Below are 25,034 nucleotides of genomic sequence, written 5' to 3'. Positions count from 1 at the left end.
CTGAATATGCTAGAAGTTATTGAATACCAAGTAATAACATGAGATAGCACTCATTAATCAACAAAGATCATTACTTGGTATCACCTCTTTGTTAGATAATTAGTGCTTATCCTAAATCACACATTTATAATGATGGTATTATCAGTACGTTCGATAATAATGGACTTAAGCCTTGGACAAAAACCAGTATCTAATTGAAACAGAGCTTGAACAACTCAAAAAGCGTATAGACTCGGAACCGGCCGTTGTCTTTGAAGTGGCTGAGCAATGCTTGGTGAGAGCAGAACAGGTTCTGTTTGAAGAAGGGGCGATTCGATCATTGATGTTGATGTCTCGTTGCTGCTGGAACCTAATGGACTATCGTAAAGGCTTAAAATGCATTAAGGAGGCGTATAAACGCCAAAGTCAACTCGATACTGATCTCTTTCTTCCTGAAATCCTTCACCTTCATGCACTCCAATTCTGGGGTCAAGCAAAATACTACTCTGCTCAACAATATTGGATTAATGCGCTCGAACAATCCGCATTAGTCGACGAGCTCGAAATCCAGATCGAATGTCTCATCGGGCTTGGCAATATCTGGCGTATCACTCATGAGTACATGCTCGCACGTTCGACCCACCAGCTTGCCGTAAAAGTGGCAAACAATAGCCGAATTGGGTGGCTAGAAGGTAAAGCGAGAATCCTACTGGCGTGGGATTACTATCTACTTAACAATTACGTTGAGATGCTGTCAGTGCTTGACGGTGCGGAAGAAGCCTTAAAAAATCACCCTGACAACACATGGCATGCTGAAGTATGGGACTTTAGAGGACTGGCCTTGCTTGGACTTGAACGCCTTGATGACGCTGAACAAGCGACCGCCAAAGCCCATAAACTTGCCGTTGAACACAACCTTGTGTGGATGAAAGCGCACTCCTTCATTAGTCGAGCTCGCTTAGAACTGTTGAGAAAGCGACCACATCAAGCGTCTGAACTACTCGCCCATGCGGAGCAGTCAGCCAACGAGTTTGATAATGGAGAACTACTCAGCCAAATTTGCTACCAACAGTCTTTGGTTGCAGAAGAGAACCAAGATTATCAAGCGGCACTAGTGGCGTTTAAAAAATACCGCCAACATTCGACCAACATGCTTCGTGAGCAGACTACGCGTGTCGGATTAGACAAAGCTCGCAGCTCCAAACGTCAACTCGAACAACGCGCTCGCAAGTTGATTAACCGTATTCGCGGTCAATACGAGTATGACCCAGAGAAACAACTTTCTCATGTGGTATCGGAGACGTATTGGTGGGAGCAGCTGGTGCTTTTCAAAACTGAGCTTAAGCGCTCTAACCGCAGCATCATTATGTTCCAGCATGACGACCCTAGCTATCTCGACGTATGTACAGAACTCGCTCACACCTTCTGCAACCAAGAAGATTTTATCTCACGCTTGAGCGGTGAACGTGTTGCGCTCATGTTGGCCGAAAAGGGCAATGCTGCACAAGCTGTCTTCGATAAACTGACGACTATGCTCAACATCTATCCTTGGCACAGAAAGGGACTCAAAGGTGCGCCACCGGTTGTGACACTTCACGACATTTTGACCTTCCCGTTCACCTTAGAACAATTAGAAGAAGACGAAGCTGAGAAAGAGATTCATGGAAACGCTATTAAATAAGATCACGGACGCGGGCTTAGACCCTTCTTCTGTTTCTGGTGAAGAAGCGCTCATTTTCTGGGACCACATTCGACAACACATCGCGACCACACAACAAGAGCAAGCACACTGCTACATTATTAGTTCTGAGTACCGCGCGGAGTTGCAACAGAATCAAATCAGTATTGATGAACTGCGCGCAGCGCTCGATCTTCTCACTTTACCGAATGATGTTGAAGATATACTGACGGTAAAAACGAGCCTGAGTAATCGCTTGGTTGAAACCAGTGACTACACTGCTGCACTTAATGAGTTTATTAGCTCATCAACCATTGCCATAGAGCACGGGCATATTGACGAGTATGTGATGTCTATTTTAGGTATGGGTAACCTATGTGATGCTTACGGCGACCACAACCGAGCAATGCGGTATTACCAAAAAATCAGCAGTATCGATCAAGCCATCAGTAGTCGACTACTGCGCTTGAAGTTCAAACTGCATATGGTCGCTAGCTTACTTCATCTCAATCGAGTCACTGCCGCAAGCGATCTGCTCCTCGAATGTGAAGAGCTGAGTATATTGGTGAGTAATAAGCTAGTGACTGCGCAGATCTCACTCTACCAAGCCAAAGTTTATCGTGCTCAGAAAAAATATCACGATGCCTTACGTTGTCTATCTTCTGTGCAGTATACCTCGACCAATACACAGGTGAGTTGGTTAGCCACTATGATTCGCTTAGAACTCGCGCACTGCTTAGCCATCATCAACAAGCAAGAATACGCGAGTATGATCCTTGAAAGCACCAGCAAGAGAGTAAAAAGTTACTCATCGCCTGTGTTGGCTAAGCTCTTCTACGATTCAATGAGTGAAGTTTGTATGCACCAAGGGCGCTATAAAGAAGCGTTAGAGCATGAAAAAAAGGGCTACCGAATAGAAACTGACCTCATGAAACGGATACCAATCAGCGAGCTCGGCGCAAATCAACTTCGTCGACTATCCCGTTTCGAGTTGCAGTTAAAACTCATTTTATCGGAACAAGAGAACAAAGAGCTTAAAGAGACCACTGAGCAGCACAAAAATGCCGTCGCTCAACTTCAGCAAGACGTGTTTACCGACCCATTGACAGGACTACATAATCGTCGATGGCTGGATGTGAAGCTCAAAGACCTTATCATTCACAATACGCCATTTGCACTGATGGTGGTTGATATCGACCATTTCAAATCAATCAACGATGAATTGAGCCACTTAGTCGGTGATAAAGCGATCGTGAGTGTAGCGCAGGAGTTAGCGGGCTACTTTAAATTCCGTGGCGCTTCTTGTGTGCGCTTTGGTGGGGAGGAATTCTTAGTTATTCTAGAAAACGCCACTCAAGCACAAGCCGTTATGCACGCCGAGAATTATCGAGAGCGCATCTTCCAATTTGGCTGGCATGAAATATTGGGAGAACGAGGGTTAACCGTCAGTGTCGGCATAACATTACACCGTGATGGCGAGAACACGCAGCGCACTTTCTACCGTGCTGATAAGGCACTCTACCGCGCCAAAGCGAATGGGCGAAATCAAGTCTGTACAGAGTAAGCTCATCTGTACCGAGCACCTAGCGTGATACTTACACTCGACCAATAGCCGCCATGAAATAGAGAGGGTATCGCCTCTCTATTTACTCTCTACACACTCAAAGAAAAAACAGAGAAATACCACCTACAGCGCACAAAGTACCTAACAAACTCTGCTTGGATATGGACTCCCCTTTTAAGAGGTAAATAACCAAAATAAACACAGGACTCGTGGCAATCAGTGTCTGTGCAATCGCAGGGTTGGCGTGTTTAAGCGCAACTTGTTGAAGCCAGAGTGCGAGGAAAGTTCCTACGAAAATCGCACCTAATAGCCAAGCTTTGTCGTTTTTGCCCATGTGCTTTAAGTGTTTAGCCATATCAGAAAATGGCTTCGGTTCAAAGAATCGAATCATTAACATCACCGCAAAAACACCAACAGCCAAACGAATCAAAGCACCGAGTAAAGGCGGAATATCGCCGGCGACCAGTGCATAGTGTGAAATGACCACACCGGATGCCTGACAAACACTGGCCAACAAACCGTAACCAACACCACTCCAATCAACACTTTGATCTTGCTGATTAGGCTGAAATACCACAAAGGTCACTGCAAGTGTGGTGATAATCACTCCAAGCCAGCTCTGTAGAGACAGTGTGGCACCGAGCAACACTAAAGCCAACACGCCAGATAAAGGCGGGGCGAGCGATTCTAGCAGCAGTGTCTTATTCGCTCCTATTCTTTTCAATGATGCAAAATAAGCGCTGTCTCCTATCGCGATTCCTATTATTCCAGATACCGCCAATACAAGTATATGATTCGACTCTAATGCGATCTCAGGCGCCGGCATCAGAGGGATTACAATCACCATCATTGCAGACGCGACTACCCCTTTGACAATATTCAACTGCATCGCTGAAAAACGGTGACTAAACTGACTGTAGATCCAAGTTGCCCCAGCCCAGACAATCGCTGCACCGATTGCAGCGACTTCACCTATGTAACTCATTGACTCACCCGTTTGTTCACTATGTCTTGCTCCTTGGTTCAAATCAGTAAGTGCACACTAACAAAGTACTACACTAGTGGCTATTCCTTGCCGAACAATGCTCGTTCTAAAAATCCCCCTCAAACAAATCATTTTTATAACAATTACTTGTGCGATAGCGTACTATATTGATAAACCACAAATATCATTACAAGGACCTGTTATGTTTTTAGACTATTTTGCACTAGGTTTGCTGATTTTTGTTGCACTAGTTATTTTTTACGGAATCATCGTGATTCATGACATCCCATATGAAATCGCGAAAGAACGTAACCACCCTCATCAAGACGCGATTCATGTTTCCGGTTGGGTTAGCCTATTTACGCTCCATGCTATCTGGCCATTTCTCTGGATTTGGGCAACGTTATGGCGTACAGACCGAGGCTGGGGTTTCGCTAAATTAGAAGAGGAACAACACGACACTCACCACCGTGTAGATGCGCTTATCGACCAAGTCACAGAACTTCAACAAGAGGTTGCAACGCTCAAACAAGCAGTAGCAGCACAAGCTTCACCAGAAACTCCAAGCCAAGAAAAGTCTCAAGATCAGGAGGTTAAGTAATGGATTTACTACTGATAATGACCTATGCGGCGCTTTGTATCACCATTTTCAAAGTGTTTAATATCCCTCTTAACAAATGGACCGTACCAACCGCGGTTCTAGGTGGCGTACTCATCATTGGCACCCTTATCCTGTTAATGAACTACAATCATCCATTCACTCAAATTGGCAACCAAGTCTACTCAACCACACCCATCGTTTCAGGTGTCAGAGGTAAGGTCATAGAGGTACCGGTTGAACCAAACAAACCACTGAAAAAAGGTGACATCCTATTTAAGATCGACCCTATCCCATTTGAAGCAGCAGTGGCGAAATTAGAAGCGAAAGTAAAAGAGGCAAGCCAAGGTGCGTTAGGTCTTGAATCTCAGGTTGCTGAAGCGGAAGCGGCAAAAATCAAAGCGATTGCAGAGCGTGACAAAGCTCAACGTGAGTTTTCTCGATACCAACGAGGCTTCAACAGTGGCGCGTTCACCGAGCAACAACTGGATACTCGTCGTCAAGCTTATAAAGCAGCGGAAGCGGCACTTAAAGTAGCGGAAGCAAGTCAAGAACAAGCACAGATTGCCCTTAATTCAGAGATAGGCGGCGAGAACACGGCAGTAGCTGGCTTATTGGCTGACTTACGTAAAGCACAATTCGATCTTGACCAAACGGTAGTTCGTGCCCCAACAGACGGCTACGTTACTCAATTAGCTCTGCGACCTGGTGTTATGGCAGTGCCGCTGCCACTCGCACCTGTCATGACCTTTGTTCACACTGAAGAGCAATTCTATACCGCTGCATTCCGTCAGAACTCACTACAACGCCTAAAACCGGGCTTTGAAGCTGAATTCCTATTCCGAGCGCTTCCAGGCAAAGTATTCAAAGGGCGCATTGAAGAGGTGCTTCCAGCTATTGGTGAAAGTCAATTCCAAGCGCGCGGGGCTCTTCTTGGTACTGAAGCACTCAAAACCAGTGGTCGCGTGTTCGTTAAGCTCACGATTACGGATGACCTTTCGGAGTACCACCTTCCAATGGGTACAGCGGTTGAAGTTGCGGTGTATTCTGATAGCTTTAGCCACGTATCCGTAATGCGTAAGGTTTTGATTCGCATGAAGAGTTGGCAAAACTACCTTTACTTAGATCACTAACCTCTCAAAACGTGCTCATTCGAGTGTTAACAGCAAAACCAAAAAGTCAGACATTGTCTGGCTTTTTGGTTGTCTGAGGTCAAAAATACCTCATCTCCGTCACCCTTTTATCAAGCCCCTAACATATATAGACATCCAGACACTTATCTTTCCTTATGCCGTATTTCTACTGTATAATGCGCGCCTTATTTTTTGAATTTGCCTAAAAAATCGTCTTTAAGACTTCTTATAATTCAATGGCAAATAAACGCTCTTTATAAAGCAAATTTTTCATTTGAGGTTATCTATGAACTTTTCAGCGAAAACTGTCGTTGTCATTGCCATCGGCGCCGCCCTATATGGCATTGGTGGTCTACCTATGTTTGGTGTGCCTGTCTTTGCCAACACCACTCTTAAGCCCGCAATGGCAGTGCTTGCGCTGTTCTCTGTTCTATTTGGCCCTATCGTAGGTTTCCTTGTCGGCTTTATCGGCCACTGGGTTACCGACCTTTTCGCTGGTTGGGGCGTTTGGCTAACCTGGGTACTAGGTTCAGGAATCGTGGGTATGGTCATTGGTCTATTCCCAGTAATGACTAAGAACCGCCTCGCTCAAGGTGAACTACCAATGAAAGATTTTGCTCTGTTCGTCATTTTAGCGCTAGCGGGGAACGTGGTAGGTTACGGCTGCTCAGCTTTCTTAGACACCATTCTTTACGCAGAACCGTTCACTAAAGTCTTCACACAACTTTCTATCATTGCTGCAGGCAACACCGTGCTGATCGCTGTTGTTGGTTTCCTAATTTTGAAATCTGTTGCAAAACGCAATAAGCAAAGCCGTAACCTAACAGAGGCATAAGCGTTTAATGACTATTGCATTTTCGAACTTCTCTTTTAGATATGAGTCGCTGGATAAACCGACGCTAAAAAATATCAATCTAAGGATAGAGAAAGGAGAGAAAATCGTCATTATCGGACCAAGTGGCAGCGGCAAGTCTACCCTTGGTCAATGTTTAAATGGCTTAATCCCTCACGCTACAAAAGGCGAAGTGAACGGTAAACTGGAGATGTCAGGCAAAGATTGCGCTAGCTTCTCTATGCATGACTTTACCGAACAAGTCGGCACCGTTCTTCAAGACACGGACAGCCAGTTTGTTGGTCTTAGCATCGGTGAAGATATTGCCTTTGCTCTAGAAAACCAACTAATGTCAAACATCGACATGTATCCGTTAGTGAAATCGACCGCAAAGATGGTCGACCTAGCAGACATGCTTGAACGTTCGCCTCACGACCTCTCTGGCGGCCAGAAACAGCGTGTTTCACTGGCGGGTATTCTTGTTGACGAAGTAGATACACTACTCTTTGATGAGCCGTTAGCGAGCTTAGACCCAAAGACGGGCAAAGCGACTATAGAGATCATCGATCAACTGCATCGTGAAACCAACAAAACCGTCATTATTATCGAGCATCGTCTTGAGGATGTGCTGCATCGTCATGTCGACCGCGTTATTCTGATGGACCAAGGTGAGATCATTTCCGACTCGACGCCTGATGAGTTGCTTGCGTCAGGACTTCTCGAAAAGCACGGGATCCGTGAACCGCTGTACCTTTCAGCGCTAAAAGCTGCACAGGTGCCACTTTCAGCAAAAGACACCCTTTCGAGCTTAAAGTCTTTGGATTACAAAGCGTTTAGGTCAACAGTTCAAGGTTGGTTTAACCAGCGTCCACCAGCACAAGCTGAAAAGCAATACACACCACTACTTGAAGTACATGGTCTTACCTACTCCTATGATGGTGAAAAGAACGCGCTTGAGGATGTCAGCTTTAAAATCGGTAAGGGCGAATTTGTTTCGATCTTAGGTAAAAATGGCTCGGGTAAATCGACCATCACTAAGTTGATTATGGGTGTGATTGAAGCGGATTCCGGATCTGCTTACCTCAATGGCGAAGACCTGAGTACGCTCTCTATTTTTGAGCGCAGCCAGAAAGTCGGTGTGGTTATGCAAAACCCAAATCATATGATTTCACACCATATGATTTTCGACGAAGTGGCATTCGGTCTGCGTAATCGTGGTATTGATGAAGAGACCATCAAACAGAAGGTGGAGTCAGTACTGGGGCTTTGCGGCTTAAGCAAGTTCCGTCACTGGCCAATTGAGGCTCTAAGCTACGGACAAAAGAAGCGAGTCACCATTGCAGCTATTCTTGCTCTTGAGCCTGAGTTGTTAATCCTCGATGAGCCAACAGCTGGTCAAGACTATCGTAACTACACCTCTATGTTGGCGTTCATCCAAAAGCTAAACAAAGAGTTGGGGATTACCGTGGTGATCATCTCTCATGACATGCACCTGGTGCTTGAGTACACCACGCGCTCTATTGTTATTGCAGACAGCAAACTTATCGCCAACGCACCGATGACTGAAGTGTTTAGCCAACCTTCATTGTTAGATCGTGCCAACTTGTGTACCACCAGTATTTACGAACTTGCGACCATGATGAAAATCGAGGATACCAACGCGTTTATGCAGTACTTCATCGACTACGAGAGAAGCGCAATATGAACGCCTCTAAGATAAAGTTTGGTATCAACTATATTGATACTCAGTCCCCACTGCACGCATTAAACGGCATCACTAAGTTTGCGCTGTTTCTGGCCTGGGTAACGGTAGTACTGACCACCTTTGATCTGCGCTTAATCGTATTGCTGATCACGACTGGTCTATTGCTGCTTAAAATGACAAGAGTGCCTGTGAGCGTTTATAAGCCACTGCTGATTGGTACATTTAGTGTTCTGAGTTTGAATGCGTTGTTTATGTATCTGCTTGCCCCTCAACAAGGTACTGAGCTGATTGGTAGCGAGCACATTCTACTGACGCTACCGGGTAACTACTCTTTGAGCCAAGAGACACTGTTTTATCTTATAACAGTGACTCTGAAGTACATGAGCATGTTCCCGATTGCATTAATTTTTGTGTTTACAACGCACCCAACAGAGTTTGCAGCAAGCCTTAACCGCATTGGCGTGCCTTATAAGATCGCTTATGCAGTTAGTCTAACATTGCGTTACCTACCAGAGGTGAAAAAGGACTTCATCAACATCATGCATGCCCAACAAGCACGCGGGGTTGAGCTGTCCAAGAAAGCGCCGCTCGTAGCTCGCATTAAGAATGTTGCTAAGATCTTAGGTCCACTCATCTTTTCGAGTTTAGACCGCGCTGATGAGATTTCAAACGCGATGACACTACGTGGTTTTGGACGTCATAAGTCACGCACTTGGTACAGTACTGCGCCGCTTAAGAGGGCAGATTACATCGCTCTGGTTGTTATTGTGCTGATTGTCATTCTGGCAATTACCAAACGAGTATTAGAACCAGAGCTGTTTTGGTATCCCTTCTAATTAGCTCTCACTTTAAAATACTAAGTTATGCAAAGCCGCTTTTACCAAGTGGCTTTTTTATTTGTTATTTTTAAAACTTATTTTTTCATAAAAATTAATATAAATTAATTGTTTCATAATTGCGATATCTTAGTTATCCGATTACCATACCCTAAATTCAGAACAGCATTCCAATATACATGGCTCGCATTACCCAACAACAGAAACTCGAAAACCAACAAAAGTACAATCAGGTCGTTCTAGAACTATTCTTAACCGAAGGTCATGAGTCGCTGACGTACGCACGTATCGCCAAAGAAATTGGCGTGAGCCTAACAACACTGCAAGGTTATTTTCCATCAACTCGCGCGATTAGAGCGGTACTGCACGGCCACATTCTGCCAGTTCTTATGCAACCTCTGAATTTTTCTAGTGAAGATGCTTTCTACGATTCATGGGACAAAGCACTAGAAGAGCCACCATTTCAAAGTGTCATCAAACTGATTTTCTTTCATGCATCACAAGCGGAACCGTCTGACAATTTCGATCTACATGCTGAGGGCGAATTTCGTGAAAAAGTTCGCGAGAGTTTTGGTGAAAATGCTAGACGAGTCATTGAAATCGTCATCGGCCGTTCACTTCTCAAGCTGACAGATTTCCGACCTAGCTAGATAATTCAATACAAAAATGGGAACCCTGAGGCTCCCATTTTGCTTTCATCTTACTGGATGAGCTGTAGACATTAGTTCAACTTGTAGAAGACTGTCGCCAATGGTGGAAGTCTTAGTTCGATCGAAGTATCTAGCCCTTCGCTCTGAACCGCTTCAATTTCAGCGACCTTTTTCACTTCAAAACCACTGCCGTGGTATTTAGCATCATCAGTATTGAGTAATAGGCTGTACTGACCCTGCGCCGGCACACCTAAGCGGAAGTGCTCGTGCGGTACTGGCGTAAAGTTCGATACCACCAATACGCGTTCACCTGATTCACTGATACGCTCATGAGCCAAGATACTCGCTTCCGCAGAGTCTTGAAGACGCCACTCAAAGCCTTTCGGGTCGAAGTCCAAATCATGCATCGCCGCTTCATTACGGTATAGATGGTTAAGATCTTTCGTTAGTTTTTGAACACCTTGGTGACGTTCGTAGTCTAACAAGAACCACTGTAATTGATCGTCGTGGTTCCACTCTGCTGTTTGACCGAACTCAGCGCCCATAAAGTTAAGCTTCTTACCCGGCTGTGCGTACATGTAACCCATGTAAGCACGAAGGTTAGCCGTTTGCTGCCATTCATCACCCGGCATCTTATTGTGAATAGAGCCCTTACCGTAAACCACTTCATCGTGCGACAGAGACAATACGTAGTTTTCACTATGCGCGTAAACGAGTGGGAAAGTAATCGTATCGTGGTGATACTTACGGTTAATAGGGTCTTCTTGGATGTAAGACAAGCTATCGTGCATCCAACCCATATTCCACTTAAAGCCAAAGCCCAAACCGCCCATGAATGTCGGTGCGGATACACCTGGGAATGCCGTTGACTCTTCCGCAATGGTCATCGCATTCGGGAAGTGTTTGTACACCTCTTCATTCATCCATTTCAATGTTGCGATGGCATCGTAGTTCTCATTGCCACCGTCGACATTGGGCACCCATTGGTCATGGCTACGTGAGTAGTCTAGGTAAAGCATCGATGCCACTGCATCTACACGAATGCCATCGATATGGAACTGCTCAAACCAATACAAAGCATTAGAAACTAGGAAACGACGAACATGCTCACGGCCTAGGTCGTAGATGTATGAGTTCCAATCCTGATGCCAGCCGCGACGCGGATCTGGATCGTGGAACAAAGGCGTGCCATCGAAGTTAGCCAAACCATGATCATCGCTTGGAAAGTGTGCTGGAACCCAGTCAAGCACCACGCCAAGACCGGCTTGGTGGCACTGATCCACAAAGTATTTGAAATCGTCTGGTGAGCCAAAACGGCTCGTTGGTGCAAATAGACCAACAGGTTGATAACCCCATGATCCGTAGAACGGGTGCTCTGAAACCGGCATCAATTCTACGTGGGTGTAACCAAGATCCGTTAGGTATGGAATCAGCTCTTTTGCAAGATCGCGGTAGTTTAAGAAATCACCATTAGCGTCACGCTTCCAAGAACCAGCGTGCAGCTCGTAGAACGACAATGCTTCTTTACGCTTTTCCGTTACTGGACGGTTTTGCCACTGGCTGTCTTGCCATTGGTAACGAGCGTGATCATAAGTCACCGACGAGAACGATGGGTATTGTTCAGAATAGAAGCCCCAAGGGTCCGCTTTGTGCGGTAGACCTTCGCCATTTGGACCTTTCAGTTCGAACTTATACTGCGCGCCCTCTTCTAGCTCAGGGATAAATAGCCCCCAAATACCATAGTCAAGACGCTGCATTGGGTGACGACGGCCATCCCAAGAGTTGAAGTTACCCACCAGACTCACCGCAGAAGCGTGAGGTGCGTAAACTAAGAATCGAGTACCAGAGATTGAATCCCCGTCGCGCTCCAAGGTAATAAACTGAGCGCCCATGTGATGGTACATATCTTTTGGCGTATGCAGCGCTTCATAGCTCGCATACAATTCATGGTATTGATAAGGGTCATCTAAGATTTGCTCTACGCCTGCCCAATCAATCGCCAGCTTGTAGTGGGTAAAACGCAGATCACGCTCTTGCTTTAAGACAAAACCACTGTCGCCTTCTCGCATTAATTCTACACGAGGCTCGTCACCAACAATCAGCTCAACTTTGTCTGCGCCCGGGATCCATACACGTAATGCACCTTCATCAGAAGGAAGATATGGACCTAAACATGAGAATGGGTCTGCAAACGAAGCCTGTGATAGTTGGGTATATATTTGTTCTTGCTTTGAAATTGAACTCATTTCCAAAACCTTTCTCCCTAACCAAACATCCAAAAAATATAAAATAAAAATGCCCGCTATGGATGCGGGCAATATAACGACGATTTATTGTACCTGACGTACGAAAACCTTTGAGTGACCAAGATTATAGTTTCTTATGCAACAAGCAAAAATCTCAGTATTATCGGGCCACTCAAACATATTAGTTACCTGCTTTTTCACGAACTTCAGTCAAGCGACAAGCAATACGGTTCACACCATCATGCGCAAAAATCTCATCAAGGTTCATCGATAGCTTACGACGCCAGTTAGGGTATTCGTCTACCGTACCTGGAATATTTACTGGCTGATCCATCTCTAGCCAGTCTTCAAGCTGAACGCTTAATAGCGTCGAAGATCCAGCCGCAACGTGAAGTTGTAGCGCTTCTGCTAGATAAGAGTCCATCGGTACTTGGCTCGCATCGCGACCTACACCATCCGGTAGGAAACCATGCCATGCCACAGAATCTAAGATGCCCTGCTTACACTCCAGACGGTCATCAAACAGACCGTTCAACTGCTCTTGATTCGGATACAGACCAATCTCTTGACCCATTTTCAGATCATCACAGTGCCAGAAACCACGTAGTGTCGGCATATCGTGCGTACACAGTGCCGCCATTGATTGTGATGCGTAGTGTTTTGGTGAAATAAAGCCACCATCTTCTTCCGATGTTTCAAAGAAGAATACCTTATATGAGTGAACGCCAGCATCCGCTAGGATGTCAACGATTTCATCAGGCACAGTGCCCAAATCTTCACCAATTACCGAACACTGATAGCGGTGTGATTCAAGCGCTAGGATCGCTAGCATGTCTTGTACTGGGTAGTAGATGTAAGCGCCTTGTGTTGCATCTTCACCTTTGGGAATCCACCACAGACGCAATAGACCCAGTACGTGGTCGATACGTAGTGCACCACAGTGCTTCATGTTTGCGCGTAGTAGCTTGATATAAGCATCGTAGCCTGTCGCCTGAAGTACTTCTGGGTTTAGCGGTGGAAGACCCCAGTTTTGACCTAGAGGACCTAGAATATCTGGTGGAGCACCAATGCTTGCATCCATTACTAGGTTGCCTTCATCCGCCCAAGTTTCACTACCGGAATCAGCAACACCTACAGCAAGATCACGGTAAAGGCCGACAGCCATGCCCTTCTCTTCTGCTAAAGATTGCGCATCATTGATCTGACAATCAGCGAGCCATTGTAGGTACATGTATAGGTGTACTTTCTCAATGTTCTCTTTAATGTATTTCTGAGTCGCCGGGCTTTCAAATGTGCGGTATTTCTCTGGGAATACAGGCCAGCCCCACATGTTTGAATCTTCTGCGTGAAGCTCTGCATGCAGTGCATCGAACGCCGCTTGATGCATTAAGCTATCACCGCCCTCTTCAACGAACGACAAGAATGCTTGTGCACGGTCGCTGTTTTTATCTAGGTGACGATGTTTGAATTCAGTGAATAGTAGCGGAAGAATGCTCATCTTCAGCTCAGACACTTCTGTGTAGTTAACCCAGTGAGCATCGCGCGCTTTCTGCAGACGCTGCTGGAACTCTGCGCTACCTACTGTTTGTTGCGCTTCTGCGCTCAACGCGAACTCAGGTACAGAGCTCACATCGATGTATAGGATGTTCAACCAGCGACGTGAAGATGGGCTGTATGGGCTTGCACCTTCTGGGTTTGCTGGAAACAGAGAGTGAATTGGGTTAAGACCCACGAAATCACCGCCGCGTGAAGCGATGTCCGCCACAAGCTGCTTGAGATCACCGAAGTCACCGATACCCCAGTTGTGTTGAGTGCGAAGCGTGTAAAGCTGAACACTTGGACCCCAAAGCTTCTTACCCTGCTCAATTGGGCTCTGTTTGAAACACGCTTTTGGCGTAATAATAAGCGTCATTTCGTAAGGCTTTTTACGGCGCTTACGACTCACCACAAGTTTGTGATAACCCCATGCCAAATCACTTGGCAATGCAAACACTAAAGGGCCACCCTCTGCACGTTCGTCTCGTACAACTTGAGATTGAAGATAGCCTTCAAGTACCTCTCCTTGCTCAGTTTCTAAACGCCAGCTGAACTCACTTTCACGAGCACTCACACCTAGATTTAGTGCAACCTCTACAGGCTCACCATCGCGCAAGACAAGAACTGGATCTAATACATCTTTCTTGTGTTTTTTCTCTGCTGACTTAAGCAGAGCGTCATCGCTGCTTGTGTCGTAGCCTAATGAAGCCAATAGACGAGTTAGTGTTTCGTCAGATACTTGTGCTTCATCGCCCCACGCACTTACGTAACTGTCGGCAAGGTTTGCCATTTCTGCGACTTGTTTTAATACGCTTTGTTCTTTCATCGCTCTCTCCGAAAACGCGCTAGCATTTTCTATTTTGTAGGGTTATTTATCTAAGTTTATTAATTTTCAATTTAGCTTTGAGCCAACTAATTGAGCCAAGGCAGAAACTGCCTTGGCTAGTCTGGAGTCTATTAACGTTTAACCGCTTCTAGTTTCCAAATGTTGTTCACGTAGTCGCGGATTGAGCGGTCTGATGTGAACTTACCAACCAATGCGGTGTTAAGAATGGCTTTCTTAGCCCAGCCCGCTTGGTCTTTGTACTGCTTGTCCATCTCTTCGTGTGCTTTCACATAAGAAGCGAAGTCCGCCAGACATAGGTATGGGTCGCCGCCATCGAGCAGGCTATCAAACGTCGCACGTAGTAGACCTGGTTGACCTGGAGTGAATTCTTCACCCGTTAGTAGGTCTAGTGACGCTTTCAGTAGTGGGTCTGCGTGGTAGTAGTCGTAAGGGTTGTAACCTTGTGCTTTCACCGCTTGAACGCCATCAACGTCTAGGCCGAAGATGTAGATGTTCTCTTCGCCAACTTCTTCGCGAATCTCAACGTTCGCACCATCCATCGTACCGATAGTTAGAGCACCGTTTAGAGCCATCTTCATGTTACCCGTGCCCGATGCTTCTTTACCCGCTAGCGAGATTTGTTGAGAAACGTCTGCTGCTGGGATGATGATTTCAGCCATGCTTACACGGTAATCAGGGATGAATACCACTTTCAGTTTGTTGCCAATGCGTGGATCGTTGTTGATCTTCTCAGCAATCTTGTTCACCGCGAAGATGATCTCTTTCGCTAGGTGGTAACCCGGAGCTGCTTTCGCTGCGAAGAAACAAACGCGAGGCTCACACTCGAAACCAGGTTCGTTCAGGATACGGTGGTATAAAGATAGAATGTGTAGCAAGTCTAGGTGCTGACGCTTGTACTCGTGCAGACGCTTGATTTGTACGTCGAAGATAGCGTTAGTATCTAGCTCGATACCCATGTTCTCTTGGACCCAATCAGCAAGACGCTGTTTGTTTTCTTTCTTAACAGCCATGAACTCTTTTTGGAATTTAGCGTCTGTCGCGTACTTAGCAATACCTTCTAGCTGCTCAAGTTTCGCCGGCCACTCAGAACCAATCTTATCTGTGATTAGCGCAGATAGACCTGGGTTACAGAACTTCAACCAACGACGTGGCGTAATACCGTTCGTTACGTTAGTCAGTTTGCCTGGGAAGATCTCGTTGAATTCAGGGAATAGGTCTTTCTTAACTAGCTGTGAGTGAAGCGCTGCTACACCGTTTACTTTGTAAGAGCCAATCACACATAGGTTTGCCATGCGAACCATGCGGTGGAAACCTTCTTGGATGATAGACAGCTTAGCTTGCTTCTCACCATCGCCAGGCCACATTTTACGAACGTCTTGTAGGAAGCGGTGGTTGATTTCAAAAATGATTTCCATGTGACGTGGAAGTAGGCGCTGGATTAGCGACTCAGACCAAGTCTCAAGAGCTTCAGGAAGTAGTGTGTGGTTCGTGTATGCGAACGTGTTTGCACTGATATCCCAAGCGGTATCCCAATCTAGGCCTTTCTCATCGATTAGGATGCGCATTAGCTCTGGGATAGCGATTGTTGGGTGCGTGTCGTTCAGCTGAATAGTCTCTTGCTTAGGCAGATCCGCTAGAGCAAAACCTGCTGCTTCGTGGCGACGTAGGATATCGCGAACAGACGCTGCAGAGTGGAAGTACTGCTGCATTAGACGAAGAGTCTTACCTTTTTCGTGGTTGTCGTTCGGGTATAGAACTTTAGTGATGTTGCCAGCATCGATTAGCGCGTGTTGTGCTTCGAAGTAGTCACCGTTGTTGAAGCTTGCTAGTGAGAATGGCGCAATAGCCTGACATTCCCAAAGACGCAGTGGGTAAACAGTATCTGACTCGTAACCAACGATTGGTAGATCCCAAGGCATTGCTTTAACAGACATGCCTGGAACCCATTTACGAACTTGTTTCCCGTTCTCTTCAACCACTTCAACGTGACCGTAGAAACCGATCTCTTGTGCCAGTTCTGGGCGAGCAATCTCCCAAGGGTAACCTTCAACGCCACGCCATGCATCTGGCGCTTCTTTTTGGCGACCGTCTTCGAAAGACTGCTTAAATAGGCCGTATTCGTAGTGTAAGCCGTAACCGACTGTTGGGAATTCTTGAGCTGCACACGAATCCATGAAACATGCTGCTAAACGACCTAGACCACCATTACCTAGTGATGGGTCACGCTCTTCTTCTAGAAGATCCGTCAGGTTTTGACCTAGTTCTTCCATTGCGTGAGTGATTTGCTCATAAAGGCCCATGCTGATCAGGTTGTTACCTGTTAGACGACCAATGAGGAACTCTAGAGATAGGTAGTTAACGCTCTTGGCGTTTTTAATCTTCTCATCATTTTCAGTAGCAAGCAGATCGAATGTTGTCAGTTCTGCTAGAGCACGTCCCATTGCTAGGTACCATGCGCGGCTGTCCGCTGTTTCTACTGTTGTTGCGTAGGTTGCAGACAGATGTTTCTTAACACTTTCTTGGAACGACACTTTATCAAAAGTTTTTTGCTGAGTTGCTTTCATTTCAGAAATCTCGCTTTTATTTTTTCTAATTCATCTGTGACATATCGTGCATGGTCACAATTAACTAAACATCATCCCGGTCTAACGGCTGACTAGGAGTAGATGAAAGGGCGTAGGGGGCGTACTGACGTTGGGTTAGTGATCTAAATCTCATGTTCAGCTCCAGAATAAAAAATAGGAGTGATTATGATCACAAGCCCCCGTTCCATAACTTAACTTTGAATGATGAAATTTTTGTTTACCTATTTTCACTTTCTTGCGAGTTCTGATATTTGGATCACGAAATATTTTTCTTATTCTCACCTTTTACATAAATTCACGTGTAGAACTGAGCAATATCACGATCGCAAACCACATCATTTGGTGATTAATGTCACATTTATAGGGCGTAGCTGAGTCAAAACATGCCACAGTGCAAGATTTCTGAGGCTGATCATGGTCTGTGCCATTTTTCTTCACGTAACATAGCCTCAGAATTAATTCATAACGGCTTTTGTTCTGATGGTCGGTTATACACAATCGACTCTCCTTATAGAGATAAGAGCTACGGAATAGGTAACCTTCGACATGTGGATCCCGTCTAAACTGACTCGCCCGGGGCGATTACACAACGCAATCTTAAGACCACGCGTATTAGATCTGCTGCAAAATGCCGACTGCTATAAGCTTGTATTATTCCGCTCCCCTGCAGGCTACGGAAAAACGACGATGGCCGCTCAATGGTTGGTGGATAAACCTAACGTCGGGTGGTACAGCATTGACGATAGCGACAATGACGCTTTCCGTTTCATCAACTATCTGCTGCAATCTCTCAATAAAGCGACACAAAACGCCTGCCCTAACGCGCAAAAATTAGCGGAAAAACGTCAGTTCTCATCACTGCACTCTCTATTGAGTGAAGTGTTCGCTGAAATGGCGAACTTTCATCATGAGTGCTTCCTTGTACTCGACGATTACCACCTTGTTAACAATGACGATGTGCATGAAGCGATGCGTTTCTTCTTGAAACATATGCCAGACAACCTAACGCTTGTTGTCACGAGTCGCGGGACACCACCACTTGGCACAGCAAACTTACGCGTACGTGACCTGATGATAGAGTTAGGTAACGACTCGTTGGCATTTGATACAGAAGAGACGACCCGCTTCTTTAATCAACGCGTTACGGATGGCGTTGATGACATCACAGCGGGCAGCATCTGTGCCTATGTAGAAGGTTGGCCTTCCGCACTGCAGTTGATAGCTCTACAAGCACAGCATCAAAAGCGTACACTTGCTCAATCGGCAGAATCGGTTTCTCACTTTAATCACGCCCACCTCTGGGATTACTTAGTAGAAGAAGTCTTTGACTTGCTGGACAAAGAGACTCGTCACTTCTTAATGCAGTGCTCTGTGTTAGATCACTTTAATGATGAGTTGGTGTGTGCACTCACTCAACGTGAAGACGCACTAGGAATGATTGAGTCTCTCAACCGGTTTGGACTGTTTATCTACCCATTAGAGGGTGAGAAAAACTGGTACCGTTTCCACAATCTATTCGCTGAGTTTTTAGCTCACGAACGTCAAGCGCGCATCCCTCAGCAAGAAGCAGAGCTGCACAATGCAGCCGCCCAAGCGTGGCTAAAGCAGAACACGCCTCACCAAGCTCTTCGCCATGCGCAAAGAGCCAACAATGCTGAGTTAATTGTCCAGATCTTAGGTACTCACGGCTGGCAGATGTTTAACCAAGGGGAACTCTCTTCATTAGAGATGGCGATCAAACAGCTAACGCCAGATCAGCTTTACAGTGACCCAAAACTGTCGATGCTGCGTGCTTGGTTAGCGCAGAGCCAACACCGCTATGACCAAGTAGGCACACTGTTAGAAGAGGCAGAGTCTCAATATCAGGCCCGTAATATTGAGCTTGATACCCAGCAGCAAGGTCAGTACAACGCACTCCGAGCCCAAGTTGCCATTAACAGCAACGAACCTGAAAAGGCACTCGAGCTAGCAGAATTGGCACTAAGCCAACTCAATACTACCGTCTACCGCAGCCGTATCGTTGCCACTTCGGTTGTAGGTGAAGTTAACCATGTAATGGGCAACTTAAGCCGCGCATTGCCTATGATGCAACAAACCGAGAAATTGGCACGCCAATATCAGGTATACCATCAAGCACTGTGGGCGATTTTGCAACAGAGCGAAATCCTGATAGCACAGGGGTACGTTCAAGCGGCTTTCGAACTTCAAGACAGTGCCTTTAAGCTTATCGAAGAGCATCAACTACAATACGTACCACTTCATGAATTCCTGTTGCGCGTGCGTGCTCAGATCTGTTGGTGTTGGAACCGCTTAGACGAAGCGGAAGAGTGCTGCTACAAAGGATTAGATATTCTTGGTCACCACTCGCCAAGCAAGCACCTGCACAGCTACTCTATGCTAGCTCGGATTGCACTGAGCCGTGGTGAAATTGATAAAGCGGCCAAATTTATCGACCAGATTCAGCACCTTCTGCGCCAATCCACTTATCATGTAGATTGGACAGCGAACGCCTCTCTTTCACTTCTACTGTTCTGGCAGGTGAAAGGAGATAAAGATTCGATTCAAGATTGGTTGAACGTAGCAGTTCGCCCTGAGTCAGCGAGTAACCACTTCTGCCAACTCCAGTGGCGTAACATCGTACGCGCGCACATCATGTTGGAGCAGTTTGAAGAAGCTGAAGAAGCCCTGCTATTTTTGAAGAGTGAGGCAAAACGCTCTAATCTAGTGACAGACACCAACCGCAACTTGATTGTTGAAGCGGTACTGCGAATCAAAACCAACGATGAAGAGAGTGCGCGCATTCTACTTGAAGAAGCGCTACACATGACCAACCAAACCGGTATGGTCGGCAACTTCCTTGTTGATGGTTCAACGATTGGACACATTCTTGATAAGCTGAGTAATAAACCTGGCCTAGGCGATCTAGAACGCCACCGTGCGCAACAGATCATGAAGGACATCTCAACCACCCAGCGCAGCCGCTCTGTACACTTCGATGAAGACTTTGTCGAGAACTTGGTCAACCACCCTAATATTCCTGAGCTTGTGCGTACTAGCCCACTCACGCAACGCGAATGGCAAGTACTGGGGCTAATCTACTCAGGCTTTAGTAACGAGCAGATCGCACAAGAGCTGGATGTGGCAGGGACAACCATCAAGACCCACATTCGTAACTTGTACCAGAAGTTAAATATCGCCAACCGTAAAGAAGCGATCAGTACCGCTGAGAACTTATTGCAGTTAATGGGATACTAAAGAGATTCGAGAAAAAAGAACAGCTAGTCGCTAATGGTGACTGGCTTTTTTTTGCTTATAAAACAGACGACACCAACTTGCAGACAAAAAAATAGCCAACCGCAATATTGGCGATTGGCTCTATATATGTGTGAACAAGAATTAGGTCCACTAACAACGTCAGTTGGCTAGGTGACCCTCGGCTTAAGAAGGGTCAATCTAATTAAAGCAGGATGCGTGCCAACTTTAAAAGCGCAGATTTTTGGGGAGAACATCGCAAAAAAACCTCCCTAAGCAATACTAAAATTGCAAAACGCAATTGCATTATGCAAATAAAACGCAATATAAATAAGAAATCAATTTCATTTCAACAAAAGATAAATCAAACTGAAGTGCAGCGTCAGGTTGATAAATTTGCTTCCTGACATGAATTTAATGAGACAGCCTATCCAGATTCTGTGAACAAAAAATTAAAGTGATCTCCCCTGAATGCATATTCATACTTTTTTTACACCAAAGTTTGTATACTGCTCCAAACCATTATTAACTCTTAAAGACAAATGAACTACTTAAGTACTTTTTTTAAAGGCATGGCGATGGGTGCAGCCGATGTTGTGCCTGGTGTGTCGGGTGGCACGATTGCTTTTATTACTGGCATTTATGACACGCTGCTAGAAAGCATTCGTCGAATCAACCCCAGTGTTTTAGGCATCTGGAAACGTGAAGGCTTCAAAGCAGCATTCGACCACATTAATGGCTTTTTCTTAATTGCTCTATTTGGTGGTGTATTCACCAGTATCGCTACCTTAGCAAAACTGATCTCTTGGTTATTGGTCGCGCACCCTGTACCGTTATGGTCTTTCTTCTTCGGTCTAATATTGGTATCGGTCTTCCATATACTCAAGCAAGTTCAAAAGCGCGACGCAATACGTGGTCTATTTCTGTTACTCGGTATTGCTTTTGCTTATAGCATCACGGTTCTTAAACCACTGCATATGGAACCAACCAGCATTAATGTCATGCTTGCAGGCGCGATTGCAATCTGTGCGATGATCCTTCCAGGTATCTCCGGCAGTTTCATTTTGCTACTTATCGGCATGTACACACCTGTACTTGCTGCTGTAAAGGGATTCCAAATTGACATCCTACTGCTGTTTCTTTCTGGCTGTGTAATCGGTCTGTTAAGCTTCTCTCACGTGCTTTCTTGGCTACTGCGCTCATTCAGAGATATAACATTAGTATTCCTAACAGGCTTAATGATTGGCACCTTGCCAAAAATCTGGCCTTGGAAAGAGACCATCAGCTGGCGCACTAACTCCAAGGGCGAGCAAGTGCCGTTGATTCAAGAAAATCTTTCTCCATTTGAATTTGAATCTATTACTTCTCAACCATCACAGTTGGTTCTAGCGGTAATCATGATGATGGCAGCGATTCTATTGGTACTTGGCCTAGAGAAATTCGCAGAGCGAAACGGTCATCAATAGAGCAGTAGATAGTAATCAGCAAACAAGCACTCAAAGCGAAGCAAGCAGCTTCGCTTTTTTATATCTGATTTATCCAACGAACCCATTGATCAATATCCCGCTTAATCACCACAACAAAGCTTCTACCCTCCGCACAAAATTGTTTTTTGATACAAGCACGTAATGAGCTTTGTGATACCATCGCCCCTCAATATAAGGAATGATGAGAGCCCCTATGCACCCAGCACTTAAGGTTGCGATGGTAAGCGCCGCCCTGCTTGCCGGCTTCTTTGGCCCACAACTACTCGAGCAAGTTACTCACGCGCTAGACACTCAAACAGAGCAAGACATCAGTCAGTACTGTATGTTGAGCACGCAAGAGTGCGCTCAAGACTCGGTCACCATGGTGTTTGAGCACGATACCGCTCAACCTCTGATTCCTGCCACTCTAACCGTCACTTGGGATGGCACCAGTTCTGACCAACTTCAGTTATCACTCAGTGGTTTAGAAATGGAGATGGGTACGGCAAGATTTCAATTAAAGCGCACCGAAGGGAATACATTCCAAGGTGACGTCATTTTACCTGTGTGTACCATGGACAAGATGACATGGCTCGGTGAATTAACCGACGGCAATAATACGGTACACCCTGCAATAAGGATGGAAAGATGAGTAAAAACTGGTCACTCGCATTAGTCGTTGCATTCGTACTCGGATTCGGGATCAAAACCTACCTTGATGAACAGAGTAAAGCTCAGATGCAACTAGAGAAAGAGCAACAGATCTCGGCAACTACCCTATTTGGTAAAGATAACCAACCGGTAGAGATCTTCGACGAAAGTGATGCTCGAGTGCGCATTGTGTACTTTGGCTTCACACGCTGCCCCGACGTTTGCCCAACGTCACTTGCCATGTTGGCTGGGGCGCTCAATCAGCTATCTGAAGAAGAGGTTGCGAACGTTCGCCCGATGTTTATCTCTTTAGACCCAGAACGTGATGCTGCAGAAGCATCTTATGAATACGCGCAATACTTCCACCCGAATATGGAAGGATTAAGCGGCCCTCTTGATATCACAACAGCGTTGGCTCATAACTACGGTGTGATCTTCCGTAAATCAGAGTTAGAAGGCTCAGAGCTTGAATACACACTCGATCACAGCTCATATTTCTACTTTTTAAAGCCTGATGGCACCTTGATTACTAAGGTCCCACATACGCTTACGCCAGCACCAATTGTTGATGCAATTAAAAAGCTATAAATAGAATGAAGAACTTGGACCACTCTCACGATTAAGTGAAAGTTTCAGTTCAATTTCGCACAATTAAAACCATGACAGCTTCTCGTTGTCATGGTTTTTTGTTAAAGTTGTCAAGCAATTTAAGATCGAGTGGTATGACATTGAGTTATACTTACTACTGTCAATAACTCACCAAGGAGAACGTCCATGATTGTAATGAACCTATTAGCGCCCGTAGTAAAAGAAGCGTACTACTCGTAAGGCAACAACCACTTACTTTCCCTTACGACCAATAAGTTACTTCATGTATCTGTAACTTGTTGTAAAGCATTGTGTAAACATCACTCACACTAAGCTGAAAAATCTATTACCACCTTCTTTTACCCGGTTTGCGCTGCAGACAAGCACAAAACCCGGGGTCCTATCTATTGAATTCGACCCATATTCTCATTTTTTGACATCGCAATAGCGCCAAAGTCGCGAGTTGTATGTCGAGGTATAGCAATGAATTCTAAAAACGCATTTTCCGATCCAATTTCACTCTCGCAACTTGGATGGAAACCTATTTTTCAACAACAGCTAACACTTGAAGATTACGAGCAAGAAAACTTCGCAGCTCGCGTCATCGCACATCACCGAAGCGGTTATACACTTGCTTCTGAGAAAGGAGAAATCCATCTCGCGATTCACCATGCCCTGCCCGCTATGACAGTGGGTGACTGGGTGATACTCAAACCCAACCAACAATTTGAGCGATTATTGGATCGCCAGTCACTTTTCAGCCGAAAGGCTTCAGGTACTCGAGTCGCAGAACAACTGATCTCGGCCAACGTTACGACCGTGTTCATCGTCGTATCCTTGAACCACGATTTCAATCTAAGCCGTATTGAGCGTTACTTAGCACTGGCTAATGAAGCGAAAGTAGAGCCTGTCATCGTCTTAACCAAAAAAGACTTATGTGACGACTCGGAGACCAAAGTCAGCCAAGTTCAGACTCTAGATCCGTTGCTCATGATTGAAACCGTCAACGGTCTCGATTTGGACTCGGTTCAAGTGCTAACACCTTGGTGCACATCTGGCGCAACGGTGGCTTTGATGGGTTCGTCTGGTGTGGGTAAGTCGACAATCGTCAACTCTTTGATGGCTGAACAGGCTCAAGCGACGGGGGGGATCCGTGAAGACGACAGTAAAGGTCGACACACAACCACATCACGTTCTCTTCATTTACTGAAAGACGGTGGTTTGTTGATTGATACTCCAGGAATGCGAGAGCTGCAACTTTCTGACTGTGCTGAAGGTGTCAGTGAAACCTTTGCCGACATTGAAGAACTTTCCATGCGTTGTCGCTTCTCAGATTGCCAACATCAATCTGAGCCTGGATGTGCGATTCAGCGTGCGCTAGAAAGTGGCGAACTTACTGAACGTCGGTTTAAGAACTACCAGAAACTGCTCCGTGAACAAGCGAGAAACAGCGCAACGCTAGCCCAGCAACGCGCAAATTTTAAGCAGTTGACTAAGATGTATCGCAATGTTCAAAGCGAAAGCCGTCATCGAAAACAGTTTGATGATTAACATGCATACTTAGTCATCAAATAGCGAACTAAGATAAAGCCATATATGCTGCCGGTGAGTGATTACTCGGCAGCATTTTTATATTTTAGATATCATACCAATCGTAGTAAATAATTGCTCACCCTAGCTTGTTAAAATGCTCGATAACTGCGTTAGAATTTTTGATTGTAGAATAACTACTTATCGAAAAATGCTGCCTTGTTCTCAAGCCTTTTTCCTGCGCTATTTTTGATCACTTACTTACTGTGATTGGTATCAATTCTGAATACATAGTTTGCATAACCATTTCTTGCCAGATCCAATCACAGATACATCAACTGAGCATGCATATTTGTAAAGATTTATATCTTAT

General features: G+C 45.5%; 17 protein-coding genes. 13 read left to right on the top strand and 4 right to left on the bottom strand.

Annotation, left to right across the window (positions count from 1 at the left end):
• The first annotated feature begins 172 nt into the window (after positions 1-172).
• Complete coding sequence (locus vsple_RS18870) at positions 173-1,660, top strand: tetratricopeptide repeat protein (protein ID WP_261883411.1); 1,488 nt, start codon at positions 173-175, stop codon at positions 1,658-1,660.
• The gene (locus vsple_RS18865) at positions 1,641-3,221 is read left to right on the top strand and encodes a GGDEF domain-containing protein (RefSeq protein WP_261883410.1); all 1,581 of its coding nucleotides are present in this window, start codon (positions 1,641-1,643) and stop codon (positions 3,219-3,221) included. The genes vsple_RS18870 and vsple_RS18865 overlap by 20 nt, the downstream gene beginning before the upstream one ends.
• A 97-nt stretch (positions 3,222-3,318) precedes the next feature.
• On the opposite strand, the gene vsple_RS18860 is transcribed toward vsple_RS18865, so the two are convergent.
• Entirely contained in the window at positions 3,319-4,206 is an 888-nt protein-coding gene (locus tag vsple_RS18860) for a DMT family transporter (protein WP_261883409.1), read from the bottom strand.
• Positions 4,207-4,408: 202 nt separating this feature from the next.
• On the opposite strand from vsple_RS18860, the gene vsple_RS18855 reads away from it, so the two are divergent.
• The 6 genes from vsple_RS18855 (at position 4,409) to vsple_RS18830 (ending at position 9,960) form a co-directional block, all read left to right on the top strand.
• Positions 4,409-4,807 carry a DUF3302 domain-containing protein gene (locus vsple_RS18855; RefSeq protein WP_261883408.1) on the top strand — a complete coding sequence of 133 codons (399 nt, stop codon included), beginning with the start codon at positions 4,409-4,411 and terminating at the stop codon, positions 4,805-4,807.
• A complete protein-coding gene (locus vsple_RS18850) occupies positions 4,807-5,937 on the top strand; it encodes an HlyD family secretion protein (protein ID WP_261883407.1) in 1,131 nt (376 codons plus the stop codon). The genes vsple_RS18855 and vsple_RS18850 overlap by 1 nt, the downstream gene beginning before the upstream one ends.
• 286 nt (positions 5,938-6,223) lie before the next feature.
• Complete coding sequence (locus vsple_RS18845) at positions 6,224-6,772, top strand: ECF-type riboflavin transporter substrate-binding protein (RefSeq protein ID WP_032550524.1); 549 nt, start codon at positions 6,224-6,226, stop codon at positions 6,770-6,772.
• Positions 6,773-6,779: 7 nt separating this feature from the next.
• Entirely contained in the window at positions 6,780-8,474 is a 1,695-nt protein-coding gene (locus vsple_RS18840; protein WP_261883406.1) for an ABC transporter ATP-binding protein, read from the top strand.
• A complete protein-coding gene (locus vsple_RS18835) occupies positions 8,471-9,310 on the top strand; it encodes an energy-coupling factor transporter transmembrane component T family protein (RefSeq protein ID WP_261883405.1) in 840 nt (279 codons plus the stop codon). Before vsple_RS18840 ends, vsple_RS18835 begins: the two co-directional genes overlap by 4 nt.
• 179 nt (positions 9,311-9,489) lie before the next feature.
• On the top strand, positions 9,490-9,960 hold the full coding sequence (locus tag vsple_RS18830) for a TetR family transcriptional regulator (protein ID WP_261883404.1): 471 nt from the start codon (positions 9,490-9,492) through the stop codon (positions 9,958-9,960).
• Positions 9,961-10,031: 71 nt separating this feature from the next.
• On the opposite strand, the gene glgB is transcribed toward vsple_RS18830, so the two are convergent.
• The 3 genes from glgB to vsple_RS18815 all read right to left on the bottom strand — a co-directional run bounded on the left by glgB (position 10,032) and on the right by vsple_RS18815 (position 17,153).
• Positions 10,032-12,212 carry a 1,4-alpha-glucan branching protein GlgB gene (gene glgB / locus vsple_RS18825; protein ID WP_255232157.1) on the bottom strand — a complete coding sequence of 727 codons (2,181 nt, stop codon included), beginning with the start codon at positions 12,210-12,212 and terminating at the stop codon, positions 10,032-10,034.
• 175 nt (positions 12,213-12,387) lie between these two features.
• Entirely contained in the window at positions 12,388-14,568 is a 2,181-nt protein-coding gene (malQ, locus tag vsple_RS18820) for a 4-alpha-glucanotransferase (protein WP_261883403.1), read from the bottom strand.
• A 131-nt stretch (positions 14,569-14,699) separates the two neighbouring features.
• On the bottom strand, positions 14,700-17,153 hold the full coding sequence (locus tag vsple_RS18815; RefSeq protein WP_261883402.1) for a glycogen/starch/alpha-glucan phosphorylase: 2,454 nt from the start codon (positions 17,151-17,153) through the stop codon (positions 14,700-14,702).
• Positions 17,154-17,720: 567 nt separating this feature from the next.
• On the opposite strand from vsple_RS18815, the gene malT reads away from it, so the two are divergent.
• From malT to rsgA, 5 genes are all read left to right on the top strand, one after another.
• Complete coding sequence (gene malT / locus vsple_RS18810) at positions 17,721-20,429, top strand: HTH-type transcriptional regulator MalT (protein WP_255232160.1); 2,709 nt, start codon at positions 17,721-17,723, stop codon at positions 20,427-20,429.
• Positions 20,430-20,968: 539 nt separating this feature from the next.
• Positions 20,969-21,892: a polyprenyl-phosphate transporter gene (locus tag vsple_RS18805; RefSeq protein WP_261883401.1), complete on the top strand. Its 924-nt coding sequence runs from the start codon at positions 20,969-20,971 to the stop codon at positions 21,890-21,892.
• Positions 21,893-22,106: 214 nt separating this feature from the next.
• On the top strand, positions 22,107-22,544 hold the full coding sequence (locus tag vsple_RS18800; protein ID WP_261883400.1) for a hypothetical protein: 438 nt from the start codon (positions 22,107-22,109) through the stop codon (positions 22,542-22,544).
• Complete coding sequence (locus vsple_RS18795; RefSeq protein ID WP_261883399.1) at positions 22,541-23,131, top strand: SCO family protein; 591 nt, start codon at positions 22,541-22,543, stop codon at positions 23,129-23,131. The genes vsple_RS18800 and vsple_RS18795 overlap by 4 nt, the downstream gene beginning before the upstream one ends.
• 483 nt (positions 23,132-23,614) lie before the next feature.
• Complete coding sequence (gene rsgA, locus vsple_RS18790; RefSeq protein ID WP_261883398.1) at positions 23,615-24,682, top strand: ribosome small subunit-dependent GTPase A; 1,068 nt, start codon at positions 23,615-23,617, stop codon at positions 24,680-24,682.
• Positions 24,683-25,034: the final 352 nt, after the last annotated feature.

Source organism: Vibrio pelagius (genome assembly GCF_024347575.1).
Lineage (GTDB): Bacteria > Pseudomonadota > Gammaproteobacteria > Enterobacterales > Vibrionaceae > Vibrio > Vibrio pelagius.
This window is presented reverse-complemented; position numbering and strand designations above follow the sequence as displayed.

Coding starts and splice junctions, on each gene's coding strand:
- vsple_RS18800 (WP_261883400.1), top strand. CDS start 22,107: ATGCACCCAGCACTTAAGGTTGCGATGGTAAGCGCCGCCCTGCTTGCC.
- vsple_RS18865 (WP_261883410.1), top strand. CDS start 1,641: ATGGAAACGCTATTAAATAAGATCACGGACGCGGGCTTAGACCCTTCT.
- vsple_RS18860 (WP_261883409.1), bottom strand. CDS start 4,206: ATGAGTTACATAGGTGAAGTCGCTGCAATCGGTGCAGCGATTGTCTGG.
- vsple_RS18840 (WP_261883406.1), top strand. CDS start 6,780: ATGACTATTGCATTTTCGAACTTCTCTTTTAGATATGAGTCGCTGGAT.
- vsple_RS18845 (WP_032550524.1), top strand. CDS start 6,224: ATGAACTTTTCAGCGAAAACTGTCGTTGTCATTGCCATCGGCGCCGCC.
- vsple_RS18830 (WP_261883404.1), top strand. CDS start 9,490: ATGGCTCGCATTACCCAACAACAGAAACTCGAAAACCAACAAAAGTAC.
- vsple_RS18795 (WP_261883399.1), top strand. CDS start 22,541: ATGAGTAAAAACTGGTCACTCGCATTAGTCGTTGCATTCGTACTCGGA.
- vsple_RS18855 (WP_261883408.1), top strand. CDS start 4,409: ATGTTTTTAGACTATTTTGCACTAGGTTTGCTGATTTTTGTTGCACTA.
- vsple_RS18805 (WP_261883401.1), top strand. CDS start 20,969: ATGAACTACTTAAGTACTTTTTTTAAAGGCATGGCGATGGGTGCAGCC.
- malT (WP_255232160.1), top strand. CDS start 17,721: ATGTGGATCCCGTCTAAACTGACTCGCCCGGGGCGATTACACAACGCA.
- rsgA (WP_261883398.1), top strand. CDS start 23,615: ATGAATTCTAAAAACGCATTTTCCGATCCAATTTCACTCTCGCAACTT.
- vsple_RS18835 (WP_261883405.1), top strand. CDS start 8,471: ATGAACGCCTCTAAGATAAAGTTTGGTATCAACTATATTGATACTCAG.
- malQ (WP_261883403.1), bottom strand. CDS start 14,568: ATGAAAGAACAAAGCGTATTAAAACAAGTCGCAGAAATGGCAAACCTT.
- vsple_RS18815 (WP_261883402.1), bottom strand. CDS start 17,153: ATGAAAGCAACTCAGCAAAAAACTTTTGATAAAGTGTCGTTCCAAGAA.
- vsple_RS18850 (WP_261883407.1), top strand. CDS start 4,807: ATGGATTTACTACTGATAATGACCTATGCGGCGCTTTGTATCACCATT.